This window comes from Gaetbulibacter aestuarii (assembly GCF_039537665.1).
In the GTDB taxonomy this organism is placed as follows: Bacteria; Bacteroidota; Bacteroidia; order Flavobacteriales; family Flavobacteriaceae; genus Gaetbulibacter_A; species Gaetbulibacter_A aestuarii.
Map to the genome: position 1 here is coordinate 16,220 of NZ_BAABAY010000008.1, position 20,061 is coordinate 36,280.

18 protein-coding genes are annotated in these 20,061 nt (G+C 37.2%); 9 read left to right on the forward strand and 9 right to left on the reverse strand.

All coding sequences use genetic code 11. The features are described 5' to 3' along the window. Positions 1-6: 6 nt before the first annotated feature. From ABD682_RS14505 to mraZ, 3 genes are read right to left on the reverse strand one after another with little or no spacing between them, the layout of a single operon-like run. A complete protein-coding gene (locus ABD682_RS14505; protein WP_344742344.1) occupies positions 7-324 on the reverse strand; it encodes an FtsL-like putative cell division protein in 318 nt (105 codons plus the stop codon). Next, on the reverse strand, positions 325-1,221 hold the full coding sequence (gene rsmH / locus ABD682_RS14510; RefSeq protein ID WP_344742345.1) for a 16S rRNA (cytosine(1402)-N(4))-methyltransferase RsmH: 897 nt from the start codon (positions 1,219-1,221) through the stop codon (positions 325-327). Continuing rightward, positions 1,208-1,678: a division/cell wall cluster transcriptional repressor MraZ gene (gene mraZ / locus ABD682_RS14515; RefSeq protein ID WP_344742346.1), complete on the reverse strand. Its 471-nt coding sequence runs from the start codon at positions 1,676-1,678 to the stop codon at positions 1,208-1,210. Before mraZ ends, rsmH begins: the two co-directional genes overlap by 14 nt. Positions 1,679-1,975: 297 nt before the next feature. Between mraZ and ABD682_RS14520 the strand changes: the two genes are divergently transcribed. Beyond that, positions 1,976-2,740, forward strand: a complete 765-nt coding sequence (locus ABD682_RS14520) for an alpha/beta fold hydrolase (RefSeq protein WP_344742347.1) — start codon at positions 1,976-1,978, stop codon at positions 2,738-2,740. Positions 2,741-2,788: 48 nt separating this feature from the next. Continuing rightward, positions 2,789-3,397 (forward strand): ribosome biogenesis GTP-binding protein YihA/YsxC, encoded by a 609-nt coding sequence (gene yihA, locus ABD682_RS14525; protein ID WP_344742349.1) that lies wholly within the window; start codon positions 2,789-2,791, stop codon positions 3,395-3,397. On the opposite strand, the gene ABD682_RS14530 is transcribed toward yihA, so the two are convergent. Continuing rightward, complete coding sequence (locus ABD682_RS14530) at positions 3,394-4,488, reverse strand: ABC transporter permease (protein WP_344742350.1); 1,095 nt, start codon at positions 4,486-4,488, stop codon at positions 3,394-3,396. The genes yihA and ABD682_RS14530 overlap by 4 nt on opposite strands. Positions 4,489-4,496: 8 nt before the next feature. Continuing rightward, positions 4,497-6,650, reverse strand: coding sequence for a carboxy terminal-processing peptidase (locus ABD682_RS14535; protein ID WP_395361087.1), 2,154 nt, complete (start codon positions 6,648-6,650; stop codon positions 4,497-4,499). 179 nt (positions 6,651-6,829) lie between these two features. On the opposite strand from ABD682_RS14535, the gene surE reads away from it, so the two are divergent. From surE to ABD682_RS14560, 5 genes are read left to right on the forward strand one after another with little or no spacing between them, the layout of a single operon-like run. After that, positions 6,830-7,621 (forward strand): 5'/3'-nucleotidase SurE, encoded by a 792-nt coding sequence (gene surE / locus ABD682_RS14540; protein WP_344742353.1) that lies wholly within the window; start codon positions 6,830-6,832, stop codon positions 7,619-7,621. 6 nt (positions 7,622-7,627) lie between these two features. Next, complete coding sequence (locus tag ABD682_RS14545) at positions 7,628-7,909, forward strand: hypothetical protein (protein WP_344742354.1); 282 nt, start codon at positions 7,628-7,630, stop codon at positions 7,907-7,909. Between the two features lie 3 nt (positions 7,910-7,912). Then, entirely contained in the window at positions 7,913-9,025 is a 1,113-nt protein-coding gene (lpxB, locus tag ABD682_RS14550; protein ID WP_344742355.1) for a lipid-A-disaccharide synthase, read from the forward strand. 5 nt (positions 9,026-9,030) lie between these two features. Further along, positions 9,031-9,576 (forward strand): C40 family peptidase, encoded by a 546-nt coding sequence (locus ABD682_RS14555; protein ID WP_344742357.1) that lies wholly within the window; start codon positions 9,031-9,033, stop codon positions 9,574-9,576. A gap of 19 nt (positions 9,577-9,595) precedes the next feature. Then, on the forward strand, positions 9,596-11,632 hold the full coding sequence (locus ABD682_RS14560; protein ID WP_344742358.1) for a ComEC/Rec2 family competence protein: 2,037 nt from the start codon (positions 9,596-9,598) through the stop codon (positions 11,630-11,632). 11 nt (positions 11,633-11,643) lie between these two features. Here the strand turns inward: ABD682_RS14560 and ABD682_RS14565 are convergent, their stop codons facing one another. The 4 genes from ABD682_RS14565 to ABD682_RS14580 form a co-directional block, all read right to left on the reverse strand. Beyond that, positions 11,644-12,192 (reverse strand): thioredoxin family protein, encoded by a 549-nt coding sequence (locus ABD682_RS14565; protein ID WP_344742359.1) that lies wholly within the window; start codon positions 12,190-12,192, stop codon positions 11,644-11,646. Between the two features lie 87 nt (positions 12,193-12,279). Continuing rightward, entirely contained in the window at positions 12,280-14,025 is a 1,746-nt protein-coding gene (locus tag ABD682_RS14570) for a peptide MFS transporter (RefSeq protein WP_344742361.1), read from the reverse strand. 38 nt (positions 14,026-14,063) lie between these two features. Then, positions 14,064-15,431: a peptide MFS transporter gene (locus ABD682_RS14575; protein ID WP_344742362.1), complete on the reverse strand. Its 1,368-nt coding sequence runs from the start codon at positions 15,429-15,431 to the stop codon at positions 14,064-14,066. A gap of 49 nt (positions 15,432-15,480) precedes the next feature. Continuing rightward, entirely contained in the window at positions 15,481-17,655 is a 2,175-nt protein-coding gene (locus ABD682_RS14580) for a S9 family peptidase (protein ID WP_344742363.1), read from the reverse strand. Positions 17,656-17,809: 154 nt separating this feature from the next. Here ABD682_RS14580 and ABD682_RS14585 point away from each other — a divergent pair, with 154 nt between their 5' ends. Both ABD682_RS14585 and ABD682_RS14590 read left to right on the forward strand, forming a co-directional pair. Then, positions 17,810-19,132, forward strand: a complete 1,323-nt coding sequence (locus tag ABD682_RS14585) for a hydroxymethylglutaryl-CoA reductase, degradative (protein WP_344742364.1) — start codon at positions 17,810-17,812, stop codon at positions 19,130-19,132. Positions 19,133-19,136: 4 nt separating this feature from the next. Then, positions 19,137-20,042, forward strand: coding sequence for a GYDIA family GHMP kinase (locus ABD682_RS14590; protein WP_344742365.1), 906 nt, complete (start codon positions 19,137-19,139; stop codon positions 20,040-20,042). Positions 20,043-20,061 lie beyond the last annotated feature (19 nt).

Sequence of the window (20,061 nt, forward strand, 5' to 3'; positions counted from 1 at the left end):
TTTGGTTTATTGTTTTGATTTAACGATTATTCTTTTGGGCGGAATCTCTGAGGGCGATAAGCCTTTGTCTTTCATTTTCTGAACGATGTTCGATTCCATCTTTAATTTCATGAGTCGGGATCGTCCATCGAGAAAAGCCGATCGCAGTTCCTTAACCTCTTCTTTCAAGCGCGCTATCTCATAAACTTTCTTATCGGCGCTATGCGAACTTGCGATCATAATAAGCGCCAGAATAGATAGGAATATGATAAAACGCCAATTTTTAAAGGAGTCATCGCTCACTAAAAATGTTCCGCGTAATATGTTATAGATCCCTTTTTTCATTTAGAGTTTTTCCGCTATGCGAAGTTTAGCACTTCGCGCTCTATTATTTTCTTTTATTTCTTCTGCCGAAGGCACAATCAATCCATTTACTTTTTTAAGAGGTACTTCAAAATTTCCAAATACATCACGTACCGGTTCACCTTCAAACAAGCCATTTCTGATAAAACGTTTTACCAACCGATCTTCCAGCGAGTGATAAGAAATGACACTCAGTCTTCCGCCTTTTACTAAAACCTCAGGTGTTTGCTGTAAGAACTCTTTCAAGGCTTCGATCTCCTGATTTACCTCAATACGGATCGCCTGATATATCTGAGCCAGAACTTTATTCTCATGCCGCGGTGGCAAAAACTTTTTTAATACGGCCTTTAATTGTTCCGAGGTTTCAATGGGTTGTTCTTGTCTTGCTGCTACGATAAGTCTGGCCATGGCCGGAGCAGATCGCAATTCGCCATATTGATAGAACACCCGTTTTAGATCAGCTTCCTCATAATCATTTATGACATTGTAAGCAGACAATTTGCTTTCCTGATTCATCCGCATATCCAATTTAGCTTCAAAGCGTGTTGAAAAACCACGTTCGGCAACATCAAACTGATGTGAAGACACACCAAAATCAGCTAGAATTCCATCTACTTGTTTCACACCGTAAAACCTCAAAAAACGTTTTAAGAATCTGAAATTTTCATTGATCAGTGTAAAACGATCGTCATCAATAGTATTTTCAAGAGCGTCCAGATCCTGATCAAAAGCGAATAATTTTCCGCCTTCACCAAGACGTTTCAATATTTCTTTACTATGACCGCCACCGCCAAAAGTTACATCCACATAAATTCCGTCAGGCTTAATATTCAAACCATCAACAGTCTCTTTAAGTAGTACCGGATTATGATATTCCATCGTCATCATCATCTTGTCCCATTACTTCTTCGGCCAGATCAGCAAAATCCAATGCGGCGTCATCTATAGCTTGTTCATAAAGATCCTTATCCCAGATCTCGATAATGTTTATTGCCGAAGCCACCACAATATTTTTTGTGATACTGGCAAACACCGTAAGATCTTTAGGAATAAGTAAGCGTCCGTTTACATCAACCTCTACCATTTTAACACCTGCTGTAAAGCGACGAATAAAATCGTTGTTCTTTTTCTTGAAGCGGTTGAGCTTGTTCATTTTTTGCATTAACACCTGCCATTCGCCCATGGGATATAATTCCAAACATTTTTGAAATACCGAACGACGCAACACAAAACCATCCTGTAAAATGGGAGATAGTTGCTTTTTGAGTGCCACAGGCATCATGAGTCTGCCCTTTGCATCTACTTTGCATTCGTATGTTCCTGTTAATAAATCCACAAGTGGTTTGCCAGCCTTAAAGTGTTAATGATTCAAATATATTGAAAAATTTACCACATTTTACCACAAAATACCACTTTGTTGATAAATTTTAGTTGAAACGATCATTTTTCACCATAAATAAATTGATGAAAACCGCGATATACTAGGAATCAAACAGTTGAGCCCGGCTATTTTTACTCATAGAAATTGTTAACAGTTATCTGTTAAAAGGACGTCATATTTGTAAACCAATTATTTGATTGAAATATATCTGAATTGACTATATTTGTTTTTTGAGTAAAGACTAACTGATTGATGACGCATCTTTTAAAGAAAGAAAAAAACTATAGCTATGTAGAAGCCGGCGAAGGAACGCCAATAATTGTTTTACATGGATTAATGGGCGGTCTGAGCAATTTTGACTCGGTAATTAATTACTTCAGTGATCAAGGTTACCACGTGCTCATTCCAGAATTGCCCATTTATTCAATGTCTTTATTGAAGACCAATGTAAAAAGCTTCGCGAAATACTTACATGATTTTATAGAATTCAAAGGTTTCGATGAAGTGATATTGTTGGGGAATTCTCTTGGAGGCCATATTGGGCTTTATCACACCAAACTATTTCCCGAAAAAGTTAAAGGACTTGTTATAACGGGAAGTTCCGGCCTTTACGAAAGTGCTATGGGTGGTGGTTATACCAAACGTAGTGATTATGAGGTGATCAAAAAGAAAGCCCAGGAAGTTTTTTACGATCCCGCCGTAGCTACCAAGGAAATTGTGGATGAAGTTTACGAATCAGTAAACGATAGAAATAAATTGATAAAAACCCTGGCTATTGCCAAGAGTGCTATTCGGCACAATATGGGTAAAGATCTTCCGCATATGGAAACACCAACCTGTATTATTTGGGGTAAAAATGATACGGTTACACCTCCTGAAGTTGCTGAGGAATTTCATCGATTACTTCCTGATTCGGATCTTTATTGGATTGATAAATGTGGCCATGCAGCGATGATGGAACATCCCATGGAATTTAACAAGATCCTGGAATCCTGGTTTCAAAAAAGAGGGTTTTAAACACAACTAATACTACTTTTGGGCTTCGCCTGAATAAATTATTTTCTCATGGAAATTAAATCAGCCGAATTTGTTGTAAGTAATTCTGATGCATCAAAATGTCCGAATACAAGACTGCCTGAATACGCTTTTATTGGTCGGAGTAATGTGGGTAAATCCTCATTGATCAATATGTTAACCAACAGAAAAAGTCTGGCCAAAACCTCTGGAAGACCAGGAAAAACCCAATTGATCAATCATTTTTTGATTAATAAAAACTGGCACCTTGTCGATCTGCCGGGTTATGGTTATGCAAAAGTTTCCAAAAGCACCAAAAAGGTATTTCAAAAATTTATAACCCAGTATTTTGCCTTAAGAGAACAGTTGATCTCGGCTTTTGTTTTGGTGGATATCAGACACGAACCACAACTTATCGATTTGGAGTTCATGCAATGGCTTGGGGAAAATGCCATTCCGTTTTCCATCATCTTTACTAAAGCTGACAAACTAAAACCGAAGGCCATCGAGCGCCACATTGAAACTTATAAAAGTGTTCTTTTGGAAACCTGGGAAACCATGCCACCATACTTTATTACTTCAGCTACAAAATCAATAGGACAGGATTCAGTATTAAATTACATTGAAGAATTGAATAATAATTTGGGAAATCAACTTTAATTCTTAACATCCAGAGCATCTCTCAGAGCATTCCCTATGAGCATAAAAGCCATAACTAAACTCATGATACACAAACCCGGAATAATAGCCAAATACGGTTTCCCGAGAATGATATAATTGTAGTGATCTTTGATCATTGCACCCCAACTCGCCATGGGTGGCTGCGCGCCTATTCCAAGAAAACTCAAACCACTTTCAATAAGGATCGCTGAAGCAAAATTAGCCGCAGAAATCACAATAACAGGAGCCATAATATTAGGAAGTATGTGCTTTTTAATAATCCTGAAATCAGTATAACCAAGTGCCCTGGCCGCCGTAATATATTGCATCTCCTTCACACTTATTATTTGCCCTCGTACTACACGAGCCACCTCAACCCACATCGTTAATCCAACAGCAATGAAAACTTGCCAAAAACCCTTCCCTAATGCCAATGTTATTGCAATAACCAATAGTAAGGTAGGTATCGACCAGGTCACGTTGATGATCCACATGATAAATGCATCTACTTTTCCACCGAAATATCCCGCCAGACTACCCATAACAATACCAATAATCAAAGAAATGAATACCGCTACAAAACCAATAAAAAAGGAAATTCGAGCACCTATGAGAATACGACTCAATAGATCGCGACCATATTTATCCGTGCCAAACAAAAAGGTTTTTTCCTGAATGTAATTCGAAACATCCTTGTTTGGAAACCTGTTTAAGCCTAAGTGCTTCTTCATTCCTTCCAGACCATCGGAAGCGTATTCCGTGTAGTTTAAAGTGTCTTTTCCTAAAGAATAATATGCGATGGGAACTTCCGTATCCGTAACTTTTTTACCAAAAAACAACTTATCAAAAGTGCCTTGAGGTGTTTTAATTTCAGAAGGAATTGTTAACATTGTAACAGTAAATCCGGGTTTTTTCGAGTGAATCGCCAAATGCATTTGATTAGCATACTGCGAATTATCCGGCGCTAAAATGTAAGCAAAAATTGCAACGAAGCCCACAAAGACAATAAACCAAAAACTAAAAACGCCCCAAAAATTCCTTTTAAATTTTCGGAGCGCTAATTGTCTCAATGAGTTTGAATATGAACTCATGTATTTATTTACTTTTTAACCGTGGAAGCTGGTGAATTTGAAGCCACCTTTTTCAAAGGTTGTGCCATTTTTAGATCCTCAAGAACATTTAATGCTTCTTCAACATAAACATCCTGACTTAGACTTTCATGCCAACGATCACGTTTCTCTTTCAAATCGGTCGTATCATTTACAAATAATGATTTCTCATAACTTGTTGAGTCGAATGTAAGATTTGTTTTGTAATCATTAATGGCGTCAAATTTTTTAGCCTCTTGATCGTTTTTTTCTAAATCACTTTTGTAGGTATTGTAATTTAAGGAGAATACTGTCTCATCTATTTTATTTTTCACCCATTTCGCATTCTCATCAATGAGTTTGAATTGCTCATTCTTGCTGATTCGTTTTTTACTTCGTTTGATAGCCGAATCGAAATCGAGGTAATTTCCCCAGGGTGTATAATCCGCAGGATCAATCACATCATAAGGTAATGGATTCGGTTTATCCTTTTCACCTACATCGATATAACTAAATCTACCGGGAACCACAACGTCGCTTTTCACACCTTCCAATTGTACAGAGCCACCGGTAATTCTATAATATTTTTGTGTGGTTAAAGCCAGGGCACCATAATCGCCACTTGTATTGTTGCGCACAACATTATTAAGATCGATAACGTTTTGAACTGTACCCTTACCATAAGTTTGTTTACTACCAATAATGATAGCACGTTTATAATCCTGCATGGCAGCAGACATGATCTCAGAAGCAGAAGCTGAAATTTCATTTACTAATATAACAAGTGGCCCATCCCAAACTATAGATTTATCACGATCTCTTAAAACCTCTTTATTAGATCCGGTTGATCGCACCTGAACCACAGGGCCGTCTTTGATGAATAATCCAGCCATATCAACAACTGCAGGCAAAGAACCACCACCGTTGTTTCTAAGGTCCAGAACTAAACCATCAATACCATCTTGTTTCAGATGTAGGATTTCTTCACGCACATCTTTAGCGGCATTAATGTTCTTGTAGTCTTTAAAATCCACATAAAATGCGGGTAGATCAATTACACCGTAACGCTTATCATCTTTTTCTATTACGGCGGCCTTAGCATAAGTTTCTCCAAGCTCAACTACATCCCGGGTTATCGTGATGTCCTTAATGGTTCCGTCTACCTTTTTAATCGTAAGCGTCACTTTAGTTCCTTTCGGGCCTTTGATATATTTTATAGCATCGCTGATGCGCATTCCTACAATATTCACAGGATATTTTTCATCTTCCTGCTTTACTTTCAGAATCACATCTTCTACATCGAGTTTATTACTTCTCCAGGCAGGACCACCGGTAATCAATTCTACTACTTTGATGTAATCATTTCGTTTTTGCAATCGTGCACCAATACCTTCTAATTTACCAGACATCCGCTGATCAAAATCTTCCTTTCCTCTTGGGGCTAAATAATACGTATGCGGATCGAATTCTTCTACCATGGTGTTTACATATCCGGCAAACCAATCGTCGCGGTTAAAGTCATCCACATTATCATTAAAATAAATATCAATGGACTTTAACGTTGCAGCACGTGCTTCTTTTTCAATTTCAGCATCCGATTTCATTACGTAATCAGGATCCTTTTCTTTCTTGTTTTTCTCTTCTGTTTTAATATCGTCATAGTTGGAAAGCGTTGAAAACTTCAATTGTTTTCTCCAACGTTCACGCATTTCTGTTTTGTTCTTTACATAGGGTTTATTCTCATAATCCGTATCGAAAGTTTCTTCTTTATTATAATCAAAAGGCTTAGATAAAATATCCTTATAAATAGCCTTTGCCTCTTCAATACGTTTCAACATACGTTCATTTACCACATTGAAAAAAGTAATATCAGTAGCTCGAATTTGGTCGTCTATATTATATCTAAATTTTTCAAAATCTTTATAATCTGAAGCATAAAAGTAACGTTTTACAGGATCTATTGAATTCAAATAATCCTTGAACATGTTGGCCGAGAATTCATCATTAAAATCCACCGGATCGTAGTGTCCTTGTTGAAGAACAAAGGTTACTATTTCTAGTAAGCGTTTGTCTTTATCAGGGTTATCAAAACGTTTTGAAGTAAAACTACATGACGCAAATGCAAGTACTAACAAAAGTGAAAGTACTTTAAAATTCTTTTTCATAATATTCATCATCTAAGCTTATTTGGAAGCTAATTTTGGTGACACTTCCAATAATTTTTACTAAAATAAAGAAAAAACTATGCCAACCGTGGCATTTGCTACTAATTTTTTGTTAAACCGAATAATAATCGACTTTGCTAAGTAAAATATGTATTTTAGCGATGCTATAATTTCAATTTATGACAGAAAAACCCCTAATACTCGTTACCAATGATGATGGTATTAATGCACCGGGAATCAGAGCTTTAATAGAAGTTATGAATACTTTAGGAACCGTTTATGTGGTAGCGCCCGATAGTCCGCAAAGTGGTATGGGACATGCGATCACATTAGATTCCATGTTATTTGCCGAAAAACTGGAAAATACTGATGGCCCACAAACCGAGTTTAGTTGTTCTGGAACACCGGCAGATTGTGTAAAAATTGCTATCCGCCAACTCCTGCCCAGGAAGCCTGACCTCTGTGTTTCAGGTATTAACCACGGTTCGAATGCTTCAATTAATGTGATATATTCAGGCACCATGAGTGCAGCTATTGAAGCGGGTATTGAGGGTATACCTTCAATTGGGTTTTCACTATTAAATTACAGTTGGAATGCCAATTTTGAAGCCTCTAAAACCTTTGTAAAAACCATAGCCAAACAAGTTTTGGAACATGGCCTTCCCGATGGCGTTGTGCTCAACACCAACATTCCAAACAAGGATGTTGAAGCTATCAAAGGCATTAAAATTTGTAGACAAGCTAAAGCGAATTGGGTTGAAAAATTTGATAAAAGAAAAAATCCTCAGGGTAAAGAATACTATTGGCTAACTGGAGAATTTGTAAATTTAGATCAAGGAAAAGATACTGATGAGTGGGCTTTGGAAAATGATTATGTGGCTGTAGTGCCAATTCACTTTGATTTAACCGCTCATCACTTTATTAATGAATTACGTACCTGGGAATTAAATCCCAAAAACAACAAACAATAAAATTACATGAAAAAAGAGATTTTTATCGGCATGTTCACTGGCCTAGTCGCAAACGCCATTGGATTAATTCTGGCAGCAGTTTTTTTAGGAAACGGTGAAGATTTTGCTGTGGTAATTAAGGCCGCCGCTGCCGAAGGATTTTTAGGAAAATTAATAAGCCTTGGAGCTATTTTGAATCTTTTGGTGTTTTTTATTTTCATTCGGAAACGGCAAGATCATCGCGCCAAAGGAGTGTTATTAATTACTGTTTTTGTTGCTGTATTTACTTTTGTTTTTAAACTTTTTTAAAACATGACCTACTATATCCTTGCAGGAGAAGCTTCAGGCGATCTACACGGCTCGAATTTAATGAAGGCCTTATACGAGATCGACCCAAAGGCTAACATTCGATTTTGGGGTGGCGACCTCATGCAGGCTGTGGGGGGTACGTTGGTAAAACACTACAAAGAGCGCGCCTTCATGGGCTTTTTTGAGGTTATTAACAATCTGAATAAATTACTTAAACTGATCTCTTTTTGTAAAGAAGATATCAAAAAGACCAATCCGGATGTTGTTATTTTTATCGATAATTCAGGTTTCAATTTGCGCATAGCAAAATGGGCTAAACAATCAGGATTCAGTACGCGTTATTATATATCTCCACAGGTATGGGCTTCCAGAGCTAGTCGGGTAAAAGCCATAAAGCGAGATATTGACGAGATGTATGTTATTTTACCGTTTGTTAAGGATTTTTATAAAGGCTATGATTACGATGTCCATTTTGTGGGTCATCCCCTCCTGGATGCTATTGCTAATAGAAAGCCATTGAGCCCTGAGGCATTTAAAAAAACGCATAAGTTATCTGATAAACCGATCATTGCTTTGTTACCCGGAAGTAGAAAGCAGGAAATTAAGAATATGCTTTCTGTAATGTTAAGTCTGGTGGACGATTTTAAAGATTACCAATTCGTAATTGCTGGAGCCCCAAGTCAGGATTATAGTTTTTATGAAGGTTTTATAAAGAAGAATCGCGTGACTTTTGTTACCAATGCCACCTATGATTTATTAAGTGTTTCCACTGCGGCCCTGGTAACTTCAGGAACCGCAACTTTAGAAACGGCTTTGTTTAAGGTTCCCCAGGTAGTTTGTTATAAAGGAAGTACCATATCTTATCAGATTGCGAAACGTATTATTACATTAAAATATATCTCTTTGGTGAATTTGATCATGGATAAGGAGGTGGTCACTGAGCTCATTCAAGGTGATTTCAATAAAAAACGCCTTAAAAAAGAATTAGAACGTATTTTGAAACCTGACATACGAGAAGCACTTTTTCTTGATTATTATAATTTAGAAAAACTTCTTGGAGGCTCAGGAGCAAGTAAAAAAACCGCCCAACTTATTTACAAGTCCCTAAATCCATAAACCTCATGAAATACCTACTTATCCCCCTCATTTTGATTCTGAGTCTTTCAAGCTGTAAATCAAGAAAAGTAAGGCGTCAGCAAAAGGAAACAACCGAAAACATCATTATTGGTAAAAAAGATCCAGATCTTAAAAATGTTGCTGAAGTTGAAACCAAAAAACCAAGAACTACCAGGGAACGGATCATAACTTATGCCGAACAATTTTTAGGAACACCTTACCAGTGGGGAGGCACCACAAAGCGCGGTATGGATTGCTCCGGATTGGTATTCGAAAGTTTTCGATCCGAAGATATTTTCCTCCCAAGAATCTCGAGAGATATGGCGAAAAAAGGAAAGAAAATTGTCTTGAAACAGGTAATTACGGGTGATCTCCTTTTTTTTAAGACCGGAAACCGGCGCCATTCTGTAAACCATGTCGGACTTGTTGTAGACATCCGAGATAATGATATTAAATTCATTCACGCGACAACCCATCAAGGCGTAATTATTTCAGGACTGAACGAAACCTACTGGCTCAACGCATTTTATCAAGCCAGGCGTATTTTATAATATTTGATAGCATCCCCCAATGCGCCTACTTAATTTAACCCTCATAAAGCTAACTATTGGCCTGATCATCGGTATTATCCTGGGATATTATCTCAATATTCCCATGGACTATATTTTGGGAATTACACTATTTTCTTTAGCCATTTTAACTTTCTTTTTTGCCAAAGCAAACACTCAAATTATCCAAAAACCATGGTTCGGCATAACTTCTTTTTTTTGTATCGTATGCATTGGGATCCTAACGGTTAGCAGTCATGATGAATTTCAAAAAAGATCGCATTTTACAAAATATTTAGGCCCTTCAGATAGCCTTCAAACGATCACCCTTCAAATTAAAGAAACCTTAAAACCCAACACATATTATAAAAAATTTGTCGCCGAAGTATTAAAGATTGACAGCATTTCCGTAACCGGAAAAACACTGCTAAACATAAGGATTGATAGTACGCAAACCTCTTTAGATATTGATGAAATCATCGTTTCGAGAAACGCTTTTGAAACCTTACCTCAGCCTCTCAATCCGAATCAATTTGATTACAAATCCTACCTCAATCGCAAGCAAATTTACAGAGAGATCTTCATTACAAATAATCATTTCATTAAGATCCATCCCAAGGGATTTTCAATATTGGGATCAACGGATAAATTGAGAAAGTACATCAACCAAAAAATTCGAGAATATCCTTTTTCCAAAGATGAACTCGGCGTAATAAATGCACTTCTATTAGGACAGCGACAAGACCTGAGCCCTGAACTTTACAGCAATTACGCGGATGCCGGCGCCATCCACATATTGGCTGTGTCTGGTTTACATGTTGGGATTATACTACTCATTTTTAGTTTCCTTTTCAAACCTTTGGAACGTTTAAAACACGGCAAATTAATCAAGACCATTCTACTCATCATTATTTTATGGGCATTTGCTTGTATTGCGGGATTTTCAGCTTCGGTTACACGAGCCACTGCCATGTTCAGTTTAATTTCAATAGCGCAAAATTTTAATAGACCCACAAACCTTTACAACACGCTTGCGATATCCATGTTTCTAATTTTACTTTTTAGACCTTTATATATTTTTGATGTGGGATTTCAATTGAGTTATGCCGCAGTTTTCGCCATAATTAGTATCGACCCTCATCTTTATCGTTTATGGAAACCCAAATACAAGATCACCGATATTTACTGGCACACCTTAACCGTAACTATAGCGGCACAGCTGGGAATTTTACCTTTGAGTTTATTTTATTTTCATCAGTTTCCTGGTTTGTTTTTTATCTCGAATTTGGTGATAATTCCGTTTTTAGGAATCATTTTAGGCTTTGGAATCCTGGTAATAGTTTTAGCCGGTTTAAATCTGCTCCCTGTGTTTTTAGCAATATCTTTTGGCTATGTTGTTGACCTGATGAATACTTTTATAGTTTGGGTCTCAAAACAAGATGCATTTCTCTTTGAACATATCCGGTTCACGGAATATCACTTAATAATCGGTTACAGCATCATCATTTTCACTATGCTGTTTATCTTAAAAAGACGTTTTAATTATTTGGTAATTCTATTCATTAGCCTGATCAGTCTCCAACTTTATGCTATTTTCAATCAGCAATATGTCTCGAACAATGAATTTATCATCTTTCAAAAAACAAAAAGTACCATTTTAGCGAATCATATTAAAAATACGCTTATAATTTCTTCAAAAAACGGAAAATTAAATGCTGCTGAATCTAACCTGATTTCAAATTTCACTTTAGCACATAGCATTAACACAACCAAAAATGATACAATTCAAAACATTTATGAATTAGGGAATAAGGTTTTGTTTATTATAGATAGTTTAGGTGTTTATCAACTCGAATCCTCAAAACCCGATTATGTTTTACTGCGGACTTCACCAAAAATAAATATGAATCGCCTTATCGATTCGCTTCAACCCAAATATATTATCGCCGATGGAAGTAATTACAATACCTACAAAGAGCGCTGGGAAGCCATTTGTTACAAAAGAAAAATCCCTTTTCATCGCACAGACAAAAAGGGAGCATTTATAATTAAATATTGAATATCTTATTTTTAATTTTGAAATTCAGGTTTGAATTTATTGTAGTACTCTGTGAATTGATCCTGTGAGGTGATACTTTTATAATCGTCTGTTTTAAAAAGTTTTAAATACAACTCCAATTGTGTAGGCTTTTGATAGCCAACGATAGGAGCAATCACATTTCCTGTTTCATCCATAAACACGATCGTTGGATATGCCGAAATCCTCAAATAACGAGATAACTCATGTGGGGAGTTTCTTCTATTAGCCAATGCCGGATCATAATTGGGGTTCGCATAGTTCTTACCATTATAAGTTATGGCTTCATTTCCTTCAGCATTGAATTTCACCGCATAGTAATTTTTATTTACATATGCTACAACATCGGGGTTATGAAAGGTATTCTTATCCAACATTTTACATGGCCCACACCAATTTGTATAGGCATCCATCATGATCTTTTTAGGTTCTTTCTTTTGAAGTTCCAGGGCTTGTTCCAATGACACCCAGTTGATTTCTTGTGCAGACACTGTTGTGCTTAAAAAAGCAAAGAACAGTAAAGTAAATAGTATCTTTCTCATGGTAGTTGTTTTGCAAAACTTAGGCCGAACTTACAAAAAATGCGCCTACAAAGGCGCATTTTGATACTTTTTTAACTAATTTTTCGATTATCGGACGCCATGCATCAGCTTTTTTAGAATTGGGTTAAGTAAGATCACTAAAACACCAGCCCCCGCAGGAATCAAGAAAAATAGCATAAAGAACGTTGATAATGAGTATTCTTTGGTAATGGCATCGATCATACCACCACTACTTCCGGCTAATTTATTCCCAATGGCAATAGCCAAATACCACACACCATACATCATGGCGATCATTCGAGCAGGCACTAATTTACTCACATAAGATAAACCTACCGGCGACAAGCATAACTCACCCATCGTATGGAAAAAATAAGCAAATACCAGCCAAACCATGCTCACAGCTGCAGTTTTAGCTCCTTGAGGAATACCTGAAGCGCCATAAGCTAAGGCTAGAAATCCAACACCAAGAAGAATCAACCCTAAACCATATTTTACAGCGGCACTGGGGTTGTATTTGCTTTCCCAAAGCTTGGAAAATAAAGGTGCAAAAACAATAATAAATAAGGAGTTTAAGATACTAAACCACGATGCCGGAACTTCTGGTGAATCAGCGGAATATTGTTGATAAAGCATGATGATTACTAAAGTCCAAATAATGATGAAACTAGTCGCTAAAAAAACATTCCCCAGCGTGTATTTTGCAAAAGTTTGACTAAACAATTTCCATAAAACCCAGGTAATAACACCAAGTGGAATAATGGTTATTAAAGTATTTGCGATTCTGTAAATGTTTGCTGAATTACCTTCAAGAACGCGCTGAGTGTAATCGTTGGCAAAAATGGTCATAGAACCTCCGGCCTGTTCAAAAGCGGCCCAAAAGAAAATAGTGAAGAAGGCAAATACAGCAACAGCAATCATTCTATCTCGTGTTACTGAAACAAATCTTGTGATTCGGCTTACGATAAGAATCAAAAATAAAGCCAAGGCAAACAAAATCACCGCATTCGACCCGGAAAGAGATCCGACTTCAAAATTAAATAAATCTGTTCCGCCAATTTTAGATACAGGATCGTTGATGATCCAAACCAATCCTATTACCGCACTCACGATCATCAGAATTTTATCAAAAGCGGTAAAAGGATTCAATTTATCTTTATCGGTTTCAACAAATTCTCTATCGGTCTCCTTATTTGGTTTCAAACCTAAATGTCCAAAAATCCCTTGGGTAAAATAGAATTGCAGCATACCAAAAAACATAAAAACTCCGGCCAAACCGAAACCATAGCTCCAGCCCCATTCTTCACCTAAATAACCACAAAGCAGAATTCCCAGGAAAGCTCCGGCATTAACCCCCATGTAATAAATGGTATAAGCACCATCTTTTTTGTTTGGGTGTTTCTCATACATTTGTGAAATAATAGAAGTCATTGTGGGCTTAAAAAAGCCATTTCCAACCACTAAAAAGAAGAGTCCGAGGTATAATGAAAAATGTGTTTCAACAGCCATAGAGGCATGACCGAGCGTCATTACGAAAGCTCCCAGAACAACAGCTTTTCTGTAACCAATGAATTTATCTGCTATGTAACCACCTATAATAGGCGTTAAATATACTAAGGATGTATAGGTTCCATAAAGTGCCAGGGCGTGTTCACGAGGCCAGGCCCAACCTTCATCAAAAAGTGAAGAGGTTAAGAAAAGTACCAATAAGGCGCGCATTCCGTAGTATGAAAAACGCTCCCACATTTCTGTAAAAAACAATACAAATAGTCCTGCAGGATGCCCAATTACAGGATTTTTAAAAAACTGTTCTGTAGTGGTGTCTGTTGCCATAATCGTTGGTTTATTGTTATGAATTTTTTTATAGAATGCTATTCATCGTCATGCATTTCATGCTCATCATCTTCTGCACCATGAGTAAGCCCTTCAAGTTTCTTACGGAATACCATGACTAACAAGCCGAAAGAAATACAAAATACCGCAATACCGGTGAAAATAGTGTATTCTCCAAGACTCTCTGATGCCTCACCTAGTAATCCTGCAATTTTATTTCCAAATCCGGTTACTGCAAAATAAATACCCATCATTAAAGACGCATATTTTAAAGGCGCTAATTTAGTGATATAGGAAAGGGCCACAGGCGATAGACATAATTCGCCAACAGTATGAAATAAATAGGCCAAAACTAACCAGTACATAGCAGATGATCCTGTTGCCTGGTATTGAGCTGAGGCAGCCGTCATAAAAAAGAAACCAGACCCCATAATAATTAGGCCAATAATCATTTTAAACAATGAAGTAGCCACCTTACCTTTTAATTTACGTTTAGCCCAATAGGACGCTACAGTGGTTCCCAGAAGTATAATGAACATAGAATTCAATGACTGAAACCATGAAGCCGGAACTTCCCAGCCTAATAACATCCTGTTGGTTTTTTCAGACGTGTAAATATTCATCAAGCCACCTGCTTGTTCGAACGCACCCCAAAAAACCACAACTAAGAGAAATGAGATAAACAGGACAACCACACGGTCTTTTTCAGCTTTGTTCAATGGTCGCTTCATAGCGGCCTTCTCCTCTTCATCAATAGAAGATCCGAGATTATTTCCTACGTGTTTTAAATATTTTTGACCGGCGATATACTGAATCAAACCAAGAGCCATTCCTATCCCGGCCAGACCAAAGCCATAATGCCAACCATGCACTTCTCCTACATAACCAACAATCAAACCTGAAAGAAAGGCACCAACATTAATTCCAATATAAAAAATGGTAAAACCTTTATCTCTGCGGATATCGCCTTTTTTGTACAAACCGCCTACCATGGTGGAGATGTTTGGTTTTAACATACCTACCCCGGCGATAATCAAACCTAAACCGGTATAAAAGGCCCACATTTGCTCAACTGCCAGGATACTGTGTCCCGCTACCAAAAGGATTCCTCCATAAAGCACGGATTTCTTCTGTCCTAAATACTTATCGGCTATCCAACCACCCGGAATAGACATCACGTAAACCAGCATGGTATACCAGCCATAAAGCGCTAAAGCTTCTCCGGTTGTCCAACCCAAACCGGCATTTGCATCCTGTGTTGATTGAACAAGATAGAGAACAAGGATAGCCCGCATACCATAATATGAAAATCGTTCCCACATTTCTGTAAAAAACAGAATGTAAAGTCCGACCGGGTGTCCGAATAATTCTTTTTGATGTGCTTGTTTTGCTGATATTGTCGCCATAGATATTTGTGTTAGTTTGTCTTGTTAGTCAATTGTCACTTTAATTCTATTATAAATTCTCATGAATGAAATTCGTCATTTTTTCATACAGATGTAATCGAGTATTACCGCCATAAATGCCGTGGTTCTTGTCAGGATAGATAGCCATATCGAAGGGTTTATTAGCTTGAATAAGCGCTTCGGTTAATCGCATGGTATTTTCCAAATGTACGTTATCGTCGGCTGAGCCGTGAACCAACAAAAACTTGCCTTTCAGTTTGTCTGCAAAATTCAAAGGAGAATTATCGTCATAGCCATCTGGATTTTCCTGAGGTGTGGTCATGTATCGTTCTGTATAAATTGAATCGTAAAAACGCCAGCTCGTTACAGGTGCAACCGCAATAGCCATTTTAAATACATCATTACCTTTAAATAAGGCTCCACTACTCATAAAGCCACCGTAACTCCAACCCCAGATACCAATTCTGGAGGCATCAATATAAGGTAATTCACCAAAATACTTTGCTGCTGAAATTTGATCTTCAACCTCGTATTTTCCTAATTGGAGCTGGGTTACTTTCTTAAAAGCGGCACCTTTTAATCCTGTACCTCTACCATCTACACAAGCGATAATATAACCTTCTGCAGCTAATTTCATATACCAATAATCATTTGAAGCATTCCAACGATTTGAAACTTGCTGGGAGCCCGGTCCCGAGTATTGGAACATTAAAAGCGGGTAGGTTTTAGACGGATCAAAATCCGCCGGTTTTATCATCCAGGTATTGAGATCATTTCCATTAATATGAATGGTGCTGAATTCTTTTTGAACGATATTGTATTCAGCTAATTTCTCTGATAATTCATGGTTATCAATAATAGTTCGAATAACCTCGCCGGTTTTACCTGAATTTAAGGTGTAACGTGTTGGTGTTGAAACATTTGAAAATGAATTAATAAAATAGGTATAATCAGCACTAAAAGATGCTGAATTTGTTCCGGTATCCTGTGTTAATCGTTTTTCATTTCTACCATTCAAATGAATAGAATAAACATCGCGGTTTATAGAACCATTTTCAACAGATTGGTAGTACACTGTTTTACTGGCTTCATCCACACCATAAAAATCAGTAACTTCCCATTTTCCCTTGGTTACCTGATCGATTAATTTACCTGATGCCGCATAATGATAAATATGGTTATAGCCATCCTTTTCACTGGTCCAGATAAAACTGTTATCACTTAAAAAAGTAAGATTATCAGTCACATCAATATAAGCTTTATCCGTTTCATTTAAAGCTATTTTAACGGTATTATCAGCGGTGTTGATTAACCAAAGGTCGAGGTCGTTCTGATGTCGATTCAAATATTGTGCACTAAGAATGTTCGGATCATTGGTCCATTTCATTCTTGGAATATAAAAATCACTATAGGACTTATTTAACTTGACATCCGTAGTATTATTTGTTTTAAGATTATAAACATGTAAAGAAACTACAGAGTTGTTTTCACCTGCTTTCGGATATTTAAAAACCTCTTGCTTCGGATAAAGGTAATCCCCATATATATCCATCGAATATTGTGGCACGTCAGTTTCATCAAATCGAATGAAAGCTAGTTTATCACTACTGGCATTCCAATCAAAAGCTCTAACGAAAGCAAATTCTTCTTCGTAAACCCAATCGGTAATGCCATTAATAATCTTATTTTTTTCACCGTCAAAGGTCACCTGAGTCGTCTCATTGTTAGTCAGGTCTTTAATGTAAATATTATTCTCATAACCATAAGCCACTTTAGTCCCGTCCGGAGAAAAGGTGGGTTCCTGAATTTTTTCTTCAGCAATTGGGCTCAATGACTTTGTTTTTAAATCGTAAACAAAATAATGACCTAAAGTAGAACGCCTGTAAATGGATTCTTCATCGATTGCCAAAATAAGTTCCGATTCATCTTTACTGAATTTGTAATCGGTAAAATACGGTAAGGCTTCCAGATCGCCAGAATTAACAATAGTTCCAATCTTTTCAGCGGTCTCATAATCATAAATATCTACCGAGGTGGTTTTCTCGTAGGGATTGACATTTAACACCGTATACTGTTTCCCATTATTCATGGAATGCAACACGTCCATTCTTTCAGTACGGAACGTACCATTCCATATCTCCTCGAGAGAGATTTTTTTTGTTTGGGCCGATAAGGTGATGCTAAAAATTAAGGTAAGGAATAGGGAGAATTTTAACTTTTTCATCAAAAAAAATGTTTATTTCACAAAATGATGTCAAGTTTACTAAAAATTATGAAAATAACCATTAACATTAACGTTTAATCTGGCGATTCAAACCAGGCCTTAATACGATATTCGTATCAAGAATAGTATCTTTGCATCTGTAAAACAAATTCCTATGAGCAAAACCATTGCTGGCTTTTCAAAACTATCCAAATCAGAAAAAATTGATTGGATTGTTAAAACGTATTTTTCTAATACTGAAAATGCTAAGACTATAATCAGACAATATTGGAATACCAATCAAAAATTACAGCAATTGCATGATGAATTTATTGAAAACACCATCACCAATTATTATTTACCCTTTGGTGTGGCTCCCAATTTCCTGATTAATGGGAAACACTATACGGTTCCCATGGCCATAGAGGAAAGCTCAGTTGTTGCTGCAGCCAGTAAGGCTGCCAAGTTTTGGTTGGATCGTGGTGGTTTTAAAGCGGAAGTTTTAGCTACAACCAAGATTGGACAAGTCCATTTTATGTTTTTCGGTGATTTCGAAACCCTAAAAGCCTTTTTCGATTTTGTAAAACCACTTCTTATTACCGATTGTAAAGATATTACCAGGAATATGGAACGTCGGGGTGGCGGTATTTTGGATATTGAATTAATTAATAAAACGGATGCGATTCCGAACTATTATCAACTTCATGCCACTTTCGAGACCTTAGATGCCATGGGCGCCAATTTTATAAATTCTTGTTTGGAGCAGTTTGCTAAAACACTTAAAGAACAAGCAGCAATATATGATGGATTTTCAGATGAAGAAAGAGCTATTGATGTTGTAATGAGTATTTTATCTAATTACGTTCCGGATTGTTTGGTACGCGTTAGTGTAAGTTGTTCCGTTGAAGAATTATCGGAAATAACAGATGTTTCAGGTCAGGCCTTTGCTGAAAAATTCGTTCAGGCTGTAAAAATTGCTGAAGCCGAACCCTATCGCGCCGTAACGCATAATAAAGGCATCATGAATGGCGTAGATGCTGTAGTTTTGGCAACCGGTAACGACTTTAGAGCCATTGAGGCAGGCGTTCATGCTTTTGCTGCAAGAGATGGTCAATATCGCAGTTTATCACACGCAAAAATCGAGGATGACACTTTCACCTTTTGGATGGATATTCCATTGGCTTTAGGAACGGTTGGCGGATTAACCGGATTGCATCCTTTGGTTAAACTCGCTCTGGAGCTATTAGGTCATCCTTCTGCCAGAGAACTCATGCAAATCATTGCAGCTGCAGGGTTAGCTCAAAATTTTGCAGCGCTTAAATCGTTGACTACTACCGGGATTCAGCAGGGCCATATGAAAATGCATTTACTGAATATACTTAATCAGTTTGAAGCAACTTCAGAGGAAAAAACAAAACTTATCTCGCAGTTTCAGGACGATACCGTTACGCATAGCGCTGTGGTTGATGCCTTAAATAAATTACGTATTAAAGCTTAACATAGTGAAGACATTTTCAAGTCATGGTAAATTATTACTGAGCGCAGAATATGTGATTCTCGATGGTGCACTCGCCCTGGCTTTACCAACAACATTTGGGCAAAATCTTAACGTAGAACCTAGTAAATCAAATGAACTAATCTGGAAAAGCCTGGATAACCAAGGAAACATTTGGTATGAGGACAAGTTTACTTTAAAAAAATTAGAACGTTCAAAAAGTCCTGAAAATGAATTCTCTAATCGCCTCATTCAAATTTTGAGAACCGCTCGAGATTTAAATCCGGGTTTCCTTACGGGTGAACTGGGTTTCAAGGTGACAACACATCTTGATTTTCAAAGAGACTGGGGTTTGGGAAGTTCTTCAACCTTGATCAATAATATCGCCAATTGGGCAGAAATCGATCCTTATACTTTGTTGGAAAGAACTTTTGGAGGAAGTGGTTATGATATTGCCTGCGCTCAAAGCCAATCTCCGATCCTTTATCAAATAAAAGAAGGTTCTCGTTTGGTTAAACCGGTTAAATTCGACCCAAATTTTAAATCGCAATTATATTTTGTGTATTTGAACCGAAAACAAAACAGTCGTGAAGGTATTTCACATTATCGTGCCAATAAAAAAAATAAAACCGGCACCATTGCTGAGATCAATTTGATAACTGAGCGTTTATTGGAATGCAAAAACCTCCCAGCTTTTGAAGAACAGTTAGATCTGCACGAAACCCTTATTGCCGAAATCACCAAACAAACCCCTGTTAAAGATCTTTATTTTAAAGACTTTACAGGCCATATAAAAAGTCTTGGAGCCTGGGGTGGCGATTTTATTCTGGCAACTTCAGAAAGTGATCCTCGTGATTATTTTAAAAGCAAAGGTTTCAACACGGTAATAAACTATACCGATATGATTCTATAAAAAAGCCTCGATTATTCAT